This window comes from Achromobacter sp. ACM03 (assembly GCF_014851665.1).
GTDB lineage: Bacteria > Pseudomonadota > Gammaproteobacteria > Burkholderiales > Burkholderiaceae_B > Achromobacter > Achromobacter aegrifaciens.
In genome coordinates this window covers 1-16,780 of the sequence record NZ_JACVAD010000002.1, presented here as the reverse complement: position 1 = coordinate 16,780, position 16,780 = coordinate 1, and the positions used below count along the sequence as shown (strand labels likewise).

The following is a 16,780-nucleotide window of genomic DNA, read 5'->3' as shown; positions in this document are numbered from 1 at the left end:
GGCCGGCAGCGGCCGATAGCATGAGGCTTGCCCATACTTTCCCTGTTCAGGAGTCCCTCATGACCCGCTCGATCTCCGGCCGTGTGGCCGAACTTGGCCTGACCCTCGAAGCCGCCGCCGCTCCCGCCGCCAACTACGTGCCCTTCGTGCAGGAAGGCAACCTGCTGTATATCTCGGGCCAGATCTCCCGCAAGGACGGCAAGGCCGCCTATCTGGGCCGCCTGGGAGACCAGGTTTCTGACGCCGATGGCGTGGCAGCGGCGCGCCTGTCGGCGCTGGGCCTGCTATCGCAGATCGCCGCCGCCACCGGCGACAAGCTGGATCGCGTGGCGCGCGTCGTGCGCCTGGGCGTGTTCGTGGCCAGCACGCCGGACTTCAACCGCCAGAGCGCCATTGCCAACGGCGCCTCCGACCTGATGGTCGAGGTGTTCGGCGACGCCGGCCGCCATGCTCGCAGCGCCGTCGGCGTGGCATCCCTGCCGCAGGGCGTGGCGGTCGAGATCGAAGCCGTTATCGCGCTCACGCAAGCCTGATCCCTGCCGGAGCCGCCATGTCCGCCCCCTTGACTCCCAGCGCCGTGGAAGCGTTGCGCGCCCAGACCCCTGGCGCGCACACCACCGTCCATTTCAATCACGCCGGCGCGTCGCTGCCCTCGGCCGCCACGCTGCATGCCATCCACGCGCACCTGCAACGCGAAGCGACGCAAGGGCCCATGGAGGCGGGCGTGCGGTCGCGGGAGCTGATTGAACAGGCTCGCACACTGGCGGCCCGGCTGTTCAACGCGGACCCGACCGAGATCGCGCTCACCGGCGGCAACTCGCCCGGCTGGGGCGCGGCTTTCGCGGCGATGGCGCCGTGGCGCGCCGGCGACCGCATCCTGGTGGGTCGCCACGAATGGGGCGGCAACCTGGCCGCCATGCGGCTCAAGGCGCAGCGTGCTGGCGCCACGCTGGAGACCATTCCCTCGGACGACAGCGGCTGCGTCGATCCGCAGGCACTGGAGGCCATGCTGGATGAGCGGGTGCGCCTGATCGCACTGACCTGGCTGCCCGCCAACGGCGGCCTGATCAATCCCGCCGCCGCCATCGGCAGCGTCGCGCGCCGCCACGGCATCCCGTATTTCGTGGATGCGGCACAGGCGGTCGGCCAGTTGCCCGTGGACGTCGCGCAGATCGGCTGCGATGTGTTGAGCGGGGCCGGACGCAAGGCGTTGCGCGGCCCGCGCGGCACAGGCCTGCTGTACGTGCGGCGCGACTTCCTGGACCAGCTCACGCCCGCCTTCGTCGACACCCATTCCGCCCCCCTGGGCGCCGACGGCGAGCCGGTGCTGCGCCAGGACGCCGCGCGCCTGGAATCGGCGGAAGCCTCGCTGGCGCTGCGCTGCGGCCTGGCCAACGCCTTGCAGGAAGCCCTGGACATCGGCCTGCCAGCCATCCGCGCGCGCATCGCCGCCACGGCCCAGGCCCTGCGGACCGAACTGGCGGCCATCCCCGGCATCACGGTGCTGGACCAGGGCCGCGAACGCTCGGGCTTGGTGTCCTTCAACTTCGCCGATCAGGACGCCGTATCCGTGCAACGCGCCATGGCGGCGCAGGGCATCACCATCGGCAGCAACGGCGTGCCCTATACCCCGCTGGACATGCAGGCGCGTGGCCTGACCCAGATCGCGCGGGCCTCGGTCAGCTATCTGACCAGCGACGCGGAAATCGACCGCCTGCTGGAAGGGCTACGCGCCCTGGCCTGCTAGGGCTTGCCCGGCCCTGGGCCAAGTTCAAGCCGCCGCACGCCGCGCGAAAGGCGTCCACTTGGTGAAGACCAGCAGGTTGCCCAGCATTACCAGCGCCAGGCCCAGCAGGGCCGGCGCCGTCCATTGATAGCCTTCGGCGAAGGTAGATACGCTCAAGGCCACCACCGGAAACAGCACCGTGCAGTAGGCGACCCGCGCCGGGCCCATGCGGCCCACCAACGTCAGATAGGCGGTAAAACCGATCACGGAGCCCGGGATGGCCAGATAGAGCAGGGCGCCGACGTAGGAAGCCGAGGTATCGAATTCGAACGGCAGGCCCGCCGCCAGACAACCCGCCAGCAGGATGGCTGCGCCATAAAGCATGCTGTAGGCGTTGCCGGTCAAGGGCCGGATGCCGGCGCGCTGCTGCAGCGACGACAGCATGTTGCCCGTCGAAAAGCAGAACGTACCCAGCAGTGCAAAGCCCAGGCCCAGCAGGGTTTCATGGCTGGCCTCCTGCCCCGCCAGTTCGGGCCAGAACAGCAGCACCAGGCCGGAAAAGCCCAGCGCGCCGGCCACCATCACGCGCGGCGCGACGCGGGTGCCGAACCACAGGCGGGCATTCAGCGCATTCCATAGCGTCGCCGCCGAAAACACCACCGACACCAGGCCGCTGGGAATCCACTGGGTTGCCGTGTAGAAGCACAGGAAGTTCAGGCAGAACAAGCACAGCCCCTGGCCCACGCACAGCCAGTGGCCGCGCCGGTCTATTTTCTGCAGCTTGCGGGTCAGCGCCAGGACCGCGAACAGAACCAGGCCCGCCAGCGCGAAGCGGTAGAAGATCGAGACGGGAATCGCCACCACGCCCAATTGCAGCTTGATGGCGATCCAGGTTGTGCCCCAGATGACGACTGTGAGGAAATACAGGAAGAGGTTCACGATGCGATGCTGAAACAGGGACGCGGTAAGGCGGTCCGCAAGACCGCCGGGGAATCCAGTTTGCGCCTCCCTGGCCCGCAAGAATTGCCGGTTCTTGCGGTTTTCTTCCCCGCGCGCACGCGCCGCGCGCGAGATCGCAGTAGCATTCCACTCATATGGCTACCGTCGCCTCGGCCCCGGCCGATTTCTCCGTCTTCCGCACCCTGGCGGGCTCCACCGCGACGTTGGGACGCGCCGCCGCGCTGGGCGAGGGCATCGCCATCTCGCAATGGTCACGCAGCGCCCACGAAACCATGGGCTACGACAATCCGGGCCATCACACCCTGTCACTCTATCTGCGTGGCGGCGACAAGTCGTTCCGCCTGGGCCAGGACAGGCTACATGGCGGCGCCGGCAAGTTCTGCGTGCTGCCCTCGGAGCACTACTCGCGCTGGAGCATGAACGACAGCGTGCAATTCCTGCATCTGTACATCGCTCCGGAACGCCTGGCCCGCGAAGCCGTCATGCGGTTGGACTGCGAGCCCCGCACGCTGGAACTGCGCGACCGCACCTACATCCACGACGACTCGCTGATCGACGTCTGCCGGCAGCTGCTGGACACAGACTGGAACCAGCCCGCCGACCGGCTGGCGGCCAGCAGCGCGGCCGAAACAGTCCTGCACCATCTGCTGAACCAGGGCGTGGCGCGCAAGCCCGCGGCAACGCTGCGCGGCGGTCTCGCGCCCGCCGTGCGCCGGCGCATCATGGACTATGTTGACGCGCACCTGGCCGAGCCGCTGACGCTGGACGAACTCGCAGGCGTGGCGGCGCTATCCACCTACCACTTCGCCCGCATGTTCCACACCTCTTTCGGCGAGCCGCCGCATGCCTGGGTACGGGCGCGGAGGCTGGCGCATGCGCGCAAGCTGCTCGCAGCCGGCAAGGGCGACCTGGCCGGCATCGCCCAGGCCAGCGGCTTCGGCAACGCCAGCCACTTGGCGCGGGTCTTCCGCGACGCCGTCGGCGTCACGCCCGGACAGTACCGCAGCGCCCGCGCCAGGCACTGACGCGTGGGGCTGTGGCCCCGTTTCCCGTCCCGCCCGGTCTACAATGGTCCACCGCCCCCAGGGCCTGACCGTACCGCCGCCCGACGCGATGCCGTCTACGACCTCTCGCGATTCCATCCCCCCGGCTGAACCCCTCGGCGCCGGCCCCGTGCGCGCGCACTGGCTGGCGGAGCTGATACGTCTGCGCGAAGCGCATTGGGGGCCGCTGGAAGACGCAGCCGCAGTGCGCCGCGTACGCCAGCAGGACGCCGATCTGCCCGCGCGCATCCTGGCTCGCGCCGCGTTGCTGGCGCAGCGCGAGAATCTCATCCCCCTGATCGACACATGGCGCCGCAGCGCGCTCGCCATGTTGGCCGCGTTGTTCCTGCTGGCCGCCATTTCCGGCGCAGGCGCCGCGCTGGGCGCGCTGGGTGACGGCTCGCGGCCAGTCAACGTGCTGTGGGCGCTGGGCGCCTTGCTGGGCCTGCATGCGCTCACCTTCCTGCTGTGGCTGGGCAGCTTCCTGCTGCGGGCGTCCTCCGTCACGGGACTGGGGCGTCTCTGGCTCTGGGCCACGCGCAAGCTGGCCCGCGGCCCCGACAGCGCGCTGGTACCGCAGGCTTTCCTCAACCTGCTGGCCCGCGCGGGCGCCTTGCGCTGGCTCTTCGGCAGTGTCAGCCACCTGCTGTGGCTGACGGCCCTGTGCGCAGCGCTGGCGGTGCTGCTGGCCGTGCTTTCCACCGCCAGCTACCGCTTCATCTGGGCCACCACCTTGCTGGCGCCCGACACATTCGTCGGGCTGACACAGGCGTTGGGCTGGCTGCCGTCCCTGCTGGGCTTTCCGCTGCCGGACGCATCCATGATCCGCGCCAGCGACGGCGCCCAGGCCCTGCCCGCCGAGGCGCAGGCGCAGTGGTCGCTGTGGCTGATCGGCGTGCTGGTGGTCTACGGCATCCTGCCCCGTCTGTTGGCCGGCGCCCTGTGCGTGGCGGGATCGCTGCGCGCCTTGCGCCGCCTGCGCATCGATCCCTCGCTGCCCGGATTCTCCGCCTTGCGCGATCGCCTGGAGCCGCCCGCCCTGCCCACTGGCATAGACCGCCCGGTCGATCCCCTGCACGAACCGCGCGTCGGCGCGCCGCCGCTCGCGGGCCTGGGCGGCCAGCCGGTGCTGCTGGGGCTCGAACTGCCGCCGGACCTGGCCTGGCCACCCGCCGATATGCCCGCGGGCGTCCAGCAGGCCGGCAATCTGGATACCCGCGAAGAGCGCAACCGCGTGCTGGATGCGCTCGCCGGCCAGGCCGCCACGCGCATGCTGATCGCCTGCGATGCGCGCCAGACGCCGGACCGCGGAACGCTGTCGCTGATCGCCGAACTGGCCGCGCACGCGGAACAGACGCGTGTATGGCTGGTCACGCCGCGCGCGGACGCCGAGGCTCCCGCCACCCGCGCCCCGCTATGGCGCGAACGCCTGCTGGCGCTGGGCCTGCCCGCCGATGCCGTGCTGCAAGCGCCGCTGGCCCCGCTCGCCTGGCTGGAGTCCGGCCATGGCTGAAGACCTCATCAAGATTGCGCTGGTCGGCCATACCAACACCGGCAAGACCTCGTTGCTGCGCACGCTGACGCGCGACACCACCTTCGGTGAAGTCGCCGACAGCCCTGGCACCACGCGCCACGTCGAAGGCGCGCGCCTGCGGCTGGAAGGGCGGGCCGTGCTGGAATGGTTCGACACACCGGGCATGGAAGACAGCATCTCGCTGCTGGAGTACCTGGAAAAACTCGACAGCCCGCAAGAACGCCTGGACGGGCCGGCGCGCATCCGCCGCTTCCTCGACACGCCCGAGGCGCATGGCCGCTACGAGCAGGAGGCCCGCGTGCTGGCCAAGATGCTGGACTGCGACGCGGCGCTGTACGTCATCGACGCGCGCGATCCGGTGCTGGGCAAGCACCGCGACGAACTCGCCATCCTGGCCGCCTGCGGCCGGCCTCTGCTGCCTGTGCTGAACTTCGTCAACGCGCCCGCGCATCGCGCCGACGAATGGCGCGCCGCCATGGCCCGGTTGGGCCTGCACGCGGTCGTCGAGTTCGACACCGTCGCGCCACCGCTGGATGGCGAACAACAGCTCTATGCCAAGCTCGGCGTGCTGCTGGACCGCCACGCCGCCGCGCTGGCCCGGCTGTCCGCCAATCTTGCCGAGCAGCGCCGCGCGCGCCGTGGCGCCGCCTACGAACTGCTGGCCGACCTGCTGGTCGACGTGGCGGCCTTGCACGTCTCCAGCGCCAGCGACGACGCGGCGCTCGCGGCCGCCTCGGGCGCGCTGCGCGACCAGGTGCGCCAGCGCGAGCAGACCTGCGTCAACGCATTGCTGGCGCTCTACAACTTCCGCGCGACGGACTTCACCGATGATGCGCTGCCCCTGCAGGGCGAGCGCTGGGGCATGGACCTGTTCCATCCCCAGGCCCTGAAGGACATGGGCGTGCAGGTGGGCATGGGCGCCGCCGCGGGCGCCATGGCCGGCGCGGCGGTGGACCTGTTCAGCGCCGGTTTGAGCCTGGGCACCGGCATGCTGATCGGCGCGGCCGCCGGCGGCCTGTGGCAAGGCGTGGAAAAGCTGGGCAAGCGCGTGGCGGGCAAGCTGCGCGGCTGGCGCGAAATCAGCGTCGACGACGCGGTGCTGCGTCTTTTGGCCCTGCGCCAGCGCCAACTGATCGAAGCGCTGGAGCGCCGCGGCCATGCCGCGCGCGAGCCATTGAGACTAGACCATCCGGACGACGATGCCTGGCGCAAAGGGCCCCTGCCCGAAGCGTTGAAAGAGGCCCGCAGCCGGCCCGAATGGTCGGCCCTGGGCGAGCACTACGAAGACAGCGACCGCCGCAAGCGCGTGGTGCGCGAATTGGCGAAAACCCTTGCCGACGCACCCCCGCCCGGCGCCTGAGCGCAGAGCCGCCAGCCTTGCCGCACGCACCATTCCACGCCGCCGGCAAGCAAGTACTAACCCCAATCCAAACCGATTGACGCTTAAACGAATGCGTCGATAAGATTCGTCCTACATCGATGCGGGTCCGTCCCCGTCATGATAATCACAAGGGGTTGGGTCTATCGTGAAGTCGAAGTCCTACGCAGTGATTCCCGGCAGCGCCATCACCGGCGCACGCGCAGCTCGCGCTGCGTCCCGCCAGACCCCAATCCGTCTTTCGTCGTAAGCAGCAACGCCATGCCCCGGATCCCCATGGGGCCGGGGCCCTGTCACTTCTGTCGCGCTATCCGCGCACCACACGGAGCATGAGGGCTATGCGTACTTTTCCCCACCTGAAGCAAGCTGCGCTCGCCGCTGCCATCGCCGCATCGCTGGCTTTCAGCGCCGGCGCGGCCGCCAAGACCTTTCACTGGTCCTATCAAGGCGATGCGACGTCCATGGATCCGATGGCCCTGAACGAAACGTTCACGCTGGGCTTCCAGGGCAACATCTACGAAACGCTTGCCGGCTACGACGGCAACCTGAAACTGACTCCGCTGCTGGCGGAAAGCTGGGAGAACCCCGAACCCACGAAGTGGGTGTTCAAGCTGCGCAAGGGCGTGAAATTCCACGATGGTTCGCCGTTCACGGCGGACGACGTCATCTTCTCCTGGAAGCGCAGCCTGACCCCGGGCTCCGACATGAAGGGCTACGGCGCCAAGGCCTCCGACATCAAGAAGATTGACGACTACACCATCGAAGTCACCACGCCCACGCCCAACCCCATCCTGCCGCGCGAATGGGTGTTCCTGTACATCATGAGCAAGTCGTGGTCGGAAAAGAACAAGACCACCGAAGCCACCAACGTCAAGGGCGACAACCAGGGCAACTATGCCAACCTGAATGCCAACGGCACCGGCCCCTTCATGCTGGCCTCGCGCCAGCCCGACGTGAAGACCGTGCTCAAGCGATACGACGGCTACTGGAACAAGAACATCAAGACCAACGTCGACGAAGTCATCTTCCAGCCCATCACGCAGGAAGCGACGCGCGTGGCCGCGCTGATCTCCGGCGAAATGGACCTGGTGCAGCCTGTACCGGTGCAGGACTGGAAGCGCCTCGAAGACGCCAAGGGCGTCAAGCCGCTGACCGCGCCGGAAGCGCGCGCCATCTTCATCGGCATGGACCAGGACCGCGACGAACTGCTGTTCTCGGACGTGAAGGGCAAGAATCCCTTCAAGGATCCCAAGGTGCGCGAAGCCGTGGTGCTGGCCGTGGACACCAAGGCCATCAACGAGAAGATCATGCGCGGCGCTGCCAAGCCGCTGGGCTCGCTCATCGCCACCGCCATCAATGGCTATGACGATTCCTTCGGCGCGCCGTACAAGCCGGATCCCGAGCGCGCCAAGAAGCTGCTGGCCGAAGCCGGCTATCCCAAGGGCTTCACGGTCACCATGGACTGCCCGAACGACCGCTACGTCAACGACGAAAAGGTCTGCCAGGCCGTGGCCGGCATGCTGGCGCGCGTGGGCATCAAGATCAACCTGCTGGCGCAGACCAAGTCGAAGTACTTCGGCAAGATCCTGCTGCAGGCCGGCAACCAGACCAGCATGTACATGCTGGGCTGGACGCCCAGCTCCACCGACGCGCACAACACGCTGCTGAACCTGGCCTCGTGCCGCAATGCCAAGACGGCGGCGGGCCAGTTCAACCTGGGCGGGTACTGCAACAAGAAGGTCGACGAGCTCACCGACAAGATCGGCGTCGAAACCGACCAGGCCAAGCGCAACGCCATGATCAAGGAAGCCTTCGAGATCGTGCGCAACGACTATGGCTACCTGCCGCTGCACCAGCAGCCCATGTCCTGGGGCGTGAAGGACAACATCCAGGTCATCCAGCGCGCCGACGACGTGCTCGACCTGCGCGACGTCGTCCTGCCGTAATCCGGCGACGCGAGCCCCGGGCGGCACCTGCCGCCCGGGCGCGCCCGGCCCAGCCCCGGTTCCCGCTACCCGAGGGAAACGCGGCCCGGCGTCATCTGAATCCGAGGGCTCCCGATAATGCTTTCCTTTGTTGCGCAACGGCTTATCCAGTCGGTGCTGGTGATGTTGACGGTGGCGCTGATCGCGTTCTCCATGTTCCGCTATGTGGGCGATCCGATAGCCAGCATGGTGGGCCAGGACACCACCCCTGAACAACGCGCGGAACTGCGCAAACAGCTGGGCCTGGACGATCCCTTCGTGGTGCAGTACGCGCACTTCGTGGCCAACGCCGTGCGCGGCGACTTCGGCATATCGTACCGGCACCGCCGACCCGTCAGCGAACTGCTCGAAGAGCGCATGCCGGCCACGCTGGAACTGTCCTTCGTGTCTGCCGTGATGGCGCTGGCCCTGGGCATACCCATGGGCATCTATACCGCGCTCAAGCGCCACGGCGTGCTGTCCAAGGCCTTCATGGCGATCTCGCTGGCCGGCATCTCGCTGCCCACCTTCCTCATCGGCATTCTGCTCATCCTGTTCTTCGGCGTGCAGCTGCGATGGCTGCCCAGCTTCGGGCGCGGCGACGTGGTCAGCCTGGGATGGTGGACCACGGGCTTTCTGACCAAATCAGGCTGGCTGGCGCTGATCATGCCGGCCATCACGCTGGCGCTGTTCCAGATGACGCTGATCATGCGGCTGGTGCGCGCCGAAATGCTGGAAGTGCTGCGCGCCGACTTCATCAAATTCGCGCGCGCCCGCGGCCTGCCGGAACGGCTGATCAATTTCCGCCATGCGTTGAAGAACACCATGGTGCCCGTCATCACGATCACCGGGCTGCAACTGGGTTCCATCATCGCCTTCGCCATCATCACGGAAACCGTGTTCCAGTGGCCCGGCATGGGCCTGCTGTTCATCCAGGCCATCAGCATGGTGGACATCCCCGTCATGGCGGCCTATCTGGTGCTGATCGCCTTCATGTTCGTGCTCATCAACCTGGTCGTGGACCTGCTGTACTTCGCCGTGGACCCGCGTCTGCGTGTGCAGAGCAAGTAAAGGACTCATCATGATTGCTCGCATCGCTCCCTTCTTCGCCCGTGCGGCCGACAGCGACCTCTGGCACAGCTTCAAGCGTTCGCCCGGCGCCATCATCGCCGCTATCGTCACGCTGGCCATCCTGCTGGGCGCGCTGTTCGCGCCCGTCGTCGCGCCGCACAACCCCTTTGACCTGGCATCCTTGAGCATCATGGACGCCAACACGCCGCCGGCCTGGGAAGAGGGCGGCAGCCCAGACTTCCTGCTGGGCACCGACGACCAGGGCCGCGACATCCTGTCGGCGGTTCTGTATGGCTCGCGCGTGTCGCTGCTGGTGGGTTTCGCGTCCGTGCTGTTCTCGATGGTGCTGGGCGTGAGCCTGGGCCTCATCAGCGGCTATGCAGGCGGACGCGTGGACAGCTTCATCATGCGCATCGCCGACGTGCAGCTGTCGTTTCCAGCCATTCTGGTGGCGCTGCTGATCGACGGCGTGGCGCGCGGCCTGCTGCCGCGCGACATGCACGACCAGCTCGCGCTGTATGTGCTGATCTTCGCCATCGGCATCTCGGGCTGGGTGCAGTACGCCCGCACCGTGCGCGGCTCCACACTGGTGGAACGCAACAAGGAATACGTGCAGGCGGCCCGCCTCATCGGCATCGGACCCATCACCATCCTGCGCCGGCACATCCTGCCCAACGTGATGGGACCGGTACTGGTCATCGCCACCATCCACCTGGCCATCGCCATCATCACCGAAGCCACGCTCTCGTTCCTGGGCGTGGGCGTACCGCCCACGGCGCCGTCGCTGGGCACGTTGATACGTATCGGCAACAGCTACCTGTTCTCGGGCATGTGGTGGATCTCCATCTTCCCCGGCATCGCGCTGGTGGCGCTGGTGCTGTCGGTCAACCTGCTGGGCGACTGGCTGCGCGACGCGCTCAACCCCAAGCTGCGCTGAGGACGCCATGGCCCTGTTGAACATCGAAGATATCCGCATCGAATTTCCCAGCCGCCGCGGCACGCTGGTGGCCGTGGACGGCGTCTCGCTGTCCCTGGAAAAAGGCGAGATCCTGGGCGTGGTGGGCGAATCCGGCGCCGGCAAGTCCACCATCGGCAATGCCGTGATCGGCCTGCTGGAGGCGCCTGGCCGCCTGGCGGGCGGCGCCGTGCTGCTGAACGGCGAACGCATCGACACGCTGACTCCGGCGCAGCAGCGCAAAGTGCGCGGCCGCCGCATCGGCATGATCTTCCAGGATCCGCTGACCTCGCTGGATCCGCTGCAGACGGTGGAAAGCCAGCTGGTCGAAACCATGCAGGTGCACCTGAACCTGTCCCAGGCCGAGGCCCAGAAACGCGCCGTGCAGCTACTGACGCAGGTCGGCATCGACAAGCCGGAACTCCGCGTCAAACAATACCCGCACCAGTTCTCGGGCGGCATGCGGCAACGCGTGGTGATCGCGCTGGCGCTGTGCTGCGAGCCCGAAGTCATCATCGCCGACGAACCCACCACCGCGCTCGACGTGTCGATCCAGGCGCAGATCCTGGAACTGCTCAAGAAGCTGTGCCGCGAAGAGCAGGTGGGCATGATCATCATCACGCACGACATGGGCGTGATCGCGGACGTGACGGATCGCGTGGCGGTTCTTTACCACGGCAAGCTGGTCGAACAAGGCCCCACCTCCAAGATCCTGGGCGACCCCGACCACCCCTACACGCGCAGCCTGATCTCGGCCGTGCCGCGTCCCGACATCAAGCTGCGACGCTTCCCGCTGGTGACCTACATCGAGGACGTGAAAAAGCCGGCGCAGCCGCTGGACCTGGCCACCCACTGGCTGGGCCAGCGCCGCGACTTCGGCGCGCGCACCGGCGGTCCGCTGGTGCAAGTCAACGACCTGAGCATGCGCTTCGTGTTGAAGAGCGCGCTGCTCAAGCGCAACCAGCGCACGCTGGATGCCGTCAAACGCGTCAATTTCTCCATCGGCGAAGGCGAGGTCTTCGGCCTGGTGGGCGAGTCCGGTTCCGGCAAGTCCACCGTGGCGCGGCTGATCTCCGGCCTCTACACGCCGAGCGAAGGCTCGGTCAATTTCGGTGGCACGGACCTGACCGCCCTCAAGGGCGAGAAGCAGCTGAACCCGTTCCGGCGGCAGATTCAGATGATCTTCCAGGATCCGTTCTCCTCGCTCAATCCGCGCATGCGGGTGCTGGACATCGTGGCCGAGCCGATCCGCTTCCACAAGCTGGCGGCCAGCGAAGCAGAGACGCGCCGCATCGTGGCCGACCTGCTGGACGTGGTGGGCCTGGGCGATCGCGCCGCCGAACGCTTTCCGCACGAATTCTCGGGCGGCCAACGCCAGCGCATCTGCATCGCGCGGGCGCTGGCCACGCGCCCCCGCTTCCTTATCTGCGACGAACCGACCTCGGCGCTGGACGTGTCCATCCAGGCTCAGATCCTGAACCTGCTGAAAGACCTGCAGGAGGAACTCGGGTTGACCATGCTGTTCATCAGCCACGACCTGCCGGTGATCCGCCAGATGTGCGACCGCGTGGGCGTGATGCGCTATGGCGAACTGCTGGAAGTGGCCAACACCGAAGACCTCTTCGAACGTCCGCAGCATCCCTACAGCCAACACCTGCTTGGCCTCATGCCCCGCCTGCAATCCATGTCCCGCGAGGGCCTGGAAGTGGCGGAGTAACGCCAGGCGCAACCCGGAGCGAGACATGACGGCGACACGACAGACCCTGTTTACAGGCGGCCAGGTTTTCGACGGCAAGGGCAAACTGCTGCCCAAACACGGCGTGCTGGTCGAAGGCCGGCACGTGGTGCGCGTGGCGCCGGCCGGGGAGTTTTCCGGCTACGCCGGCGCGACCGTGCGCACGGACGGCATGACGCTGATGCCCAGCCTGGCCGACTGTCACGTCCATCTGGTCTACACCGGCGGCGCCGATCCCAACGCGCAACTGAGCAAGCAAGGCCCTGCGCAGATCACGTTGACGGCGCTGGAGAACGCACAGGCCAGCCTGCGCGGCGGCGTCACCGCGCTGCGCGATTGCGGCGGCAAGGACTACCTGGAATTCGGCGTGCGCGACGCCATCGCGCGCGGCGTGTTCCCCGGCCCCACGATCAGGGCCTCGGGCCGCATCATCTGCATGACGGGCGGCCACGGCAACCGCATCGGCCGCGTGGCCGACGGCTGCGAGGACGTGATCAAGGCCGTGCGCGAACAGGTCCACGCCGGCTGCGACCTGGTGAAGATCATGGCCACGGGCGGCGTCATGACGCCCGGCGTCAGCCCCATGGACGCGCACTACAGCTTCGACGAAATGAAGGCCGGCGTGCACGAGGCCAAGCGCTTTCGTAAAAGCACCGCCAGTCATGCGCAAGGCACGCTGGGCATCCTGAACGCAGTGCGCGCCGGCATCGATTCCATCGAGCACGGCATCTTCATGGACGACGAATGCCTGCGCGAGATGCTGGACGCCCAGACCTATCTGGTGCCCACCATCGCCGCGGTGCGCAACATCATCGCCAACGCCGACAACGGCATCCCCGCCTACGCGGTCGAGAAGGCGCGCGCGGTGGAGCAACGCCACCGCGAATCGTTCCAGATGTATTACAAGGCGGGCGGGCGCATTGCGCTGGGCACCGACGCCGGCACCCCGTTCAACCTGCACGGCGAGAACGCCATGGAATTGGCCTACATGGTCGAGTTCGGCATGACGCCCGTGGACGCGCTCATCGCCGGCACCTCGCGCGGACACGACCTGATGGGCATGGACCAGCACGGCGCCATCGTCGAGGGCAACGTGGCCGATCTGCTGCTGGTGCAGGGCGATCCCACCGAAGACATCATGAAGGCGGCCGACAAGCGCTTCCACGTTGCGGTGCTGCGCAACGGCGAAGTGGCCGCCGGCGCCTTGCCCCTCTGAAACGCGACGGTTCCCAGCCCGCAATGAAAAAGGCCGCCGCGCCCTGGGCGCGGCGGCCTTTGTACAGCTCGAGTCGAGTGGTGCGCCGGCTTAGCGGGCGCCGCCCATCGCGCCGCTCATGACCATCATCAGGAACTGCTCGACCGGCATCTTCTTGCCGTTGAAATCGACCTGGCCGTCGGCGTAGTTCAGGTACGTCACGATGTTGTTGTTTTCGACCTTGGCCATGCCCATGGCGGTAGCCATGGTGCCAACCATTTCAGCCTGGCCCTTGGCGGTCTGCTGAGCCTGCTCGGCCGGCACGCCGCGCACCTGGGGCTCGATGGCCATCAGGTCGCTCAGGTTGCCCTTGGACAGCACCAGCTTGGCATTGAGCTTGCGGATCGTCTGCTTCAGCGTATCGGCGAACTCACCGTCCAGCGATGCCGGCTTGGCCATGTCCAGGTCCAGGTTGAAGGTCGACGTGCCGTTGGCGGTACGCACTTCCAGCGGCGACACTGCCAGCGTCGGGTTGCCAGCCAGCAGCAGCTCGACGTTGGTCTTGAGGACCTGCTTTTCTTCATCCGTGAACTGGGGCGACTGCTCTTCGCCCTTGCTCTGCATCATGCGGCGCGAAGCGGCTTCATAGACGTCGTTCAGCGCCTTGAACGCCTTCGAATCCAGCTTCTGCGCGTCCAACACCAGCTTCAGGCCGGCCATGTCCTTTTCCTGCACGTTGATCATGCCGAAATCCATGGCCATCTTCACGCCCATGAGCGAGTTGGCTTCGGTCATGTCGACGGTAATCGCGGTGTCCTTGAGCTGGACCGGCGGCTTTTCCTTGGACGTGATGGTCCAGTTCTTGAGCGCGACCTTCTGGCTGCCCACGTACATGTCGTTCGAAGCCGGCGTCATGTCGCTGGTCAGGGTCAGGCCGGTCATGGCCATGCTGACGATGTCGCTTTCTTCGGACTCGCCCGCCAGCGTCAGGCTGTCGGCCTTCAGCGCGACCGTGCCGTGCTTGCTGCCGGTGGCGTAGGTCACGTCGCCCTTCATGCCCGAGAACTTCAGGCTGTTGGCGTCCTTGGCGAACTCGACGGGAGCCATGTCGAAGTTGCCGCTGATGTTCTTGGCGTAGCTGACGCTATAGGCGCCGGACAGGGGCACCGCGCCCTTGGCGGCGGCGAACCATTCCTTGACCAGGGGCGTCTCTTCCAGCTGGAAGCGGCTGGCCACCATGGCGGGCGCAAACGAGCCCGACTTCAGGTTGGACAGCGGGAAGGGGCCGTGGTCCAGGTGCTCGAGGAACACGAGTTCGTGGTCGACGGCCGGCTTGCCGTCGGCGGCCGGCTCGGTGAACTTGACGCGGTAGCGCTCGGTGGACGAAAACACGCCGCGGTCGAAGGAGACCAGCTCAACCACAGGGGTCACACCCCATTTTTCGCCGACCTTCTTCAGTTCAAGGTTGGCCTGCTCGATCGATTGCTTGACGAAAGCCTCGGCCTTCTGGCCCGTATACCAAGCCGTGCCGGTCCATACTGCGCCCAGCGCGACGACTACGCCCACAATTGCCGATTTTTTCATTGCGATCCTTTATTCTTCAAATGGATGAAAGCGGACGGATTATAGGGATTGCAGCCTAGGGAAAACACTTATTTCGTGCAAAGGCGCTGCAATGTGTTGCTTATTGATACAGAACCAGCCTTCCCGGGCGGTGCTGCAGCGCCACATCAGCTACAATCCTTCGGTGCGTTTTGCCAATCTGCGCACGTCCGCTAGGCCCTTCGCTGCCAAGCTTCGCCCGTCAGGGCGCTTCCCTTTTCTCCTTTATTCGTCCGCCTGGATTGGAGTCTCTCAACTTGAGCGACGGGCTGCCGCTGGAGTTGTTTTGACTACCTCTTCCCCTTTTGCCGACCTCGGGCTGGCTGATTCCCTGTTGCGCGCCATTGCCGAAACCGGCTACACCGCGCCCACTCCCATTCAGGCCCAGGCAATTCCCCAGGTCCTCAAGGGTGGCGACCTGCTCGCCGCCGCACAGACCGGCACCGGCAAGACCGCCGGCTTCACGCTGCCCATCCTGCACCTGCTGATGCAGAAAAAACCCGAGCAGCGCAAGCCCGGCCGCCCGCGCTGCCTGATCCTGACCCCGACGCGTGAGTTGACCGCGCAGGTCGAGGAATCGGTGCAGACCTATGGCAAGTACACGCCGCTGTCCTCCATGGTGATGTTCGGCGGCGTCAACATCAACCCCCAGATCTCCGCGCTGAGAAAGCCGCTGGACATCCTGGTCGCCACCCCCGGCCGCCTGCTGGACCACTGCGGCCAGAAGACCGTGGACCTGTCCGGCGTCGAGATCCTGGTGCTGGACGAAGCCGACCGCATGCTGGACATGGGCTTCATCCGCGATATCCGCAAGGTCCTCGCGCTGCTGCCCAAGCAGCGCCAGAACCTGCTGTTCTCGGCCACCTTCTCCGACGAGATCCGCACCCTGGCGCGCGGCGTGCTGAACAACCCGGGCGAAGTCTCGGTCACCCCGCGCAACACCGCCACCGAACTGGTCACCCAGACGGTGCACATGGTGGAACAGCACCACAAGCGCGACCTCATCAGCCACATCATCCGCGAAAGCGGCTGGCACCAGGTGCTGGTGTTCACCCGCACCAAGCACGGCGCCAACCGCCTGGCCGAAAAGCTGGTCAAGGACGGCCTGACCGCCGCCGCCATCCACGGCAACAAGAGCCAGTCGGCCCGCACCCGCGCGCTGGCCGGCTTCAAGGACAGCACCGTGACGGTGCTGGTGGCGACCGACATCGCCGCCCGCGGCCTGGACATCGACCAACTGCCCCAGGTAGTGAACTTCGAACTGCCCAACGTGCCCGAAGACTACGTGCACCGCATCGGCCGCACCGGCCGCGCCGGCGCCACCGGCGCCGCGGTCTCGCTGGTCGACAACAGCGAAATCAAGCTGTTGAAGGACATCGAGCGCCTGATCAAGAAGACCATCGAGCGCAAGCCCGTGGAAGGCTGGACGCCGCCGGCCACGACCGCGGCGGCCTACGACCGCCAGGAGCGCGACGAAGACAACCGCAGCCCGCGCGGCGGCGGCGGCCGTAATGGCGGCCGCAGCGGCAATGGCAATGGCGGCCGTTCGCGCCAGGGACAAGGCCAGGGCCAGCCCCGCGCCGCGGCCGGCAACCGCGCCCCCGCGCCGGCCCGTGC

13 protein-coding genes are annotated in these 16,780 nt (G+C 66.9%); 11 read left to right on the top strand and 2 right to left on the bottom strand.

Annotation, left to right across the window (positions count from 1 at the left end):
• The first annotated feature begins 59 nt into the window (after window positions 1–59).
• Together IB257_RS08305 and IB257_RS08300 are read left to right on the top strand one after the other, a co-directional pair.
• Window positions 60–533, top strand: coding sequence for a RidA family protein (locus IB257_RS08305; RefSeq protein WP_054455544.1), 474 nt, complete (start codon window positions 60–62; stop codon window positions 531–533).
• Window positions 534–550: 17 nt separating this feature from the next.
• Window positions 551–1,747: an aminotransferase class V-fold PLP-dependent enzyme gene (locus IB257_RS08300; RefSeq protein ID WP_192492172.1), complete on the top strand. Its 1,197-nt coding sequence runs from the start codon at window positions 551–553 to the stop codon at window positions 1,745–1,747.
• A 24-nt stretch (window positions 1,748–1,771) separates the two neighbouring features.
• On the opposite strand, the gene IB257_RS08295 is transcribed toward IB257_RS08300, so the two are convergent.
• The gene (locus IB257_RS08295) at window positions 1,772–2,665 is read right to left on the bottom strand and encodes an EamA family transporter (RefSeq protein ID WP_192492171.1); all 894 of its coding nucleotides are present in this window, start codon (window positions 2,663–2,665) and stop codon (window positions 1,772–1,774) included.
• Window positions 2,666–2,820: 155 nt separating this feature from the next.
• Here IB257_RS08295 and IB257_RS08290 point away from each other — a divergent pair, with 155 nt between their 5' ends.
• The 8 genes from IB257_RS08290 to IB257_RS08255 all read left to right on the top strand — a co-directional run bounded on the left by IB257_RS08290 (window position 2,821) and on the right by IB257_RS08255 (window position 13,582).
• Window positions 2,821–3,711 (top strand): helix-turn-helix domain-containing protein, encoded by an 891-nt coding sequence (locus tag IB257_RS08290; RefSeq protein WP_054455549.1) that lies wholly within the window; start codon window positions 2,821–2,823, stop codon window positions 3,709–3,711.
• 88 nt (window positions 3,712–3,799) lie between these two features.
• Window positions 3,800–5,242: a DUF2868 domain-containing protein gene (locus tag IB257_RS08285; protein WP_225588914.1), complete on the top strand. Its 1,443-nt coding sequence runs from the start codon at window positions 3,800–3,802 to the stop codon at window positions 5,240–5,242.
• Window positions 5,235–6,623 (top strand): GTPase/DUF3482 domain-containing protein, encoded by a 1,389-nt coding sequence (locus tag IB257_RS08280; protein WP_175180342.1) that lies wholly within the window; start codon window positions 5,235–5,237, stop codon window positions 6,621–6,623. Before IB257_RS08285 ends, IB257_RS08280 begins: the two co-directional genes overlap by 8 nt.
• A gap of 356 nt (window positions 6,624–6,979) precedes the next feature.
• On the top strand, window positions 6,980–8,587 hold the full coding sequence (locus tag IB257_RS08275; RefSeq protein WP_054455552.1) for an ABC transporter substrate-binding protein: 1,608 nt from the start codon (window positions 6,980–6,982) through the stop codon (window positions 8,585–8,587).
• A 117-nt stretch (window positions 8,588–8,704) separates the two neighbouring features.
• Complete coding sequence (locus IB257_RS08270) at window positions 8,705–9,676, top strand: ABC transporter permease (RefSeq protein ID WP_054455554.1); 972 nt, start codon at window positions 8,705–8,707, stop codon at window positions 9,674–9,676.
• A gap of 10 nt (window positions 9,677–9,686) precedes the next feature.
• Entirely contained in the window at window positions 9,687–10,613 is a 927-nt protein-coding gene (locus tag IB257_RS08265; RefSeq protein WP_054455556.1) for an ABC transporter permease, read from the top strand.
• Between the two features lie 7 nt (window positions 10,614–10,620).
• Window positions 10,621–12,348: an ABC transporter ATP-binding protein gene (locus tag IB257_RS08260; RefSeq protein ID WP_054455558.1), complete on the top strand. Its 1,728-nt coding sequence runs from the start codon at window positions 10,621–10,623 to the stop codon at window positions 12,346–12,348.
• 25 nt (window positions 12,349–12,373) lie between these two features.
• Window positions 12,374–13,582, top strand: coding sequence for an amidohydrolase family protein (locus IB257_RS08255; protein ID WP_192492169.1), 1,209 nt, complete (start codon window positions 12,374–12,376; stop codon window positions 13,580–13,582).
• Window positions 13,583–13,672: 90 nt separating this feature from the next.
• On the opposite strand, the gene IB257_RS08250 is transcribed toward IB257_RS08255, so the two are convergent.
• The gene (locus IB257_RS08250; RefSeq protein ID WP_125471003.1) at window positions 13,673–15,145 is read right to left on the bottom strand and encodes a YdgA family protein; all 1,473 of its coding nucleotides are present in this window, start codon (window positions 15,143–15,145) and stop codon (window positions 13,673–13,675) included.
• A 304-nt stretch (window positions 15,146–15,449) separates the two neighbouring features.
• On the opposite strand from IB257_RS08250, the gene IB257_RS08245 reads away from it, so the two are divergent.
• On the top strand, window positions 15,450–16,780 hold a 1,331-nt coding region (locus IB257_RS08245), incomplete at its 3' end, for a DEAD/DEAH box helicase (RefSeq protein WP_225588855.1).

What these genes read in the sequence shown, in the direction of transcription:
- IB257_RS08305 (WP_054455544.1), top strand. Translation starts at nt 60, where the DNA reads ATGACCCGCTCGATCTCCGGCCGTGTGGCCGAACTTGGCCTGACCCTC.
- IB257_RS08300 (WP_192492172.1), top strand. Translation starts at nt 551, where the DNA reads ATGTCCGCCCCCTTGACTCCCAGCGCCGTGGAAGCGTTGCGCGCCCAG.
- IB257_RS08290 (WP_054455549.1), top strand. Translation starts at nt 2,821, where the DNA reads ATGGCTACCGTCGCCTCGGCCCCGGCCGATTTCTCCGTCTTCCGCACC.
- IB257_RS08285 (WP_225588914.1), top strand. Translation starts at nt 3,800, where the DNA reads ATGCCGTCTACGACCTCTCGCGATTCCATCCCCCCGGCTGAACCCCTC.
- IB257_RS08280 (WP_175180342.1), top strand. Translation starts at nt 5,235, where the DNA reads ATGGCTGAAGACCTCATCAAGATTGCGCTGGTCGGCCATACCAACACC.
- IB257_RS08275 (WP_054455552.1), top strand. Translation starts at nt 6,980, where the DNA reads ATGCGTACTTTTCCCCACCTGAAGCAAGCTGCGCTCGCCGCTGCCATC.
- IB257_RS08270 (WP_054455554.1), top strand. Translation starts at nt 8,705, where the DNA reads ATGCTTTCCTTTGTTGCGCAACGGCTTATCCAGTCGGTGCTGGTGATG.
- IB257_RS08265 (WP_054455556.1), top strand. Translation starts at nt 9,687, where the DNA reads ATGATTGCTCGCATCGCTCCCTTCTTCGCCCGTGCGGCCGACAGCGAC.
- IB257_RS08260 (WP_054455558.1), top strand. Translation starts at nt 10,621, where the DNA reads ATGGCCCTGTTGAACATCGAAGATATCCGCATCGAATTTCCCAGCCGC.
- IB257_RS08255 (WP_192492169.1), top strand. Translation starts at nt 12,374, where the DNA reads ATGACGGCGACACGACAGACCCTGTTTACAGGCGGCCAGGTTTTCGAC.
- IB257_RS08250 (WP_125471003.1), bottom strand. Translation starts at nt 15,145, where the DNA reads ATGAAAAAATCGGCAATTGTGGGCGTAGTCGTCGCGCTGGGCGCAGTA.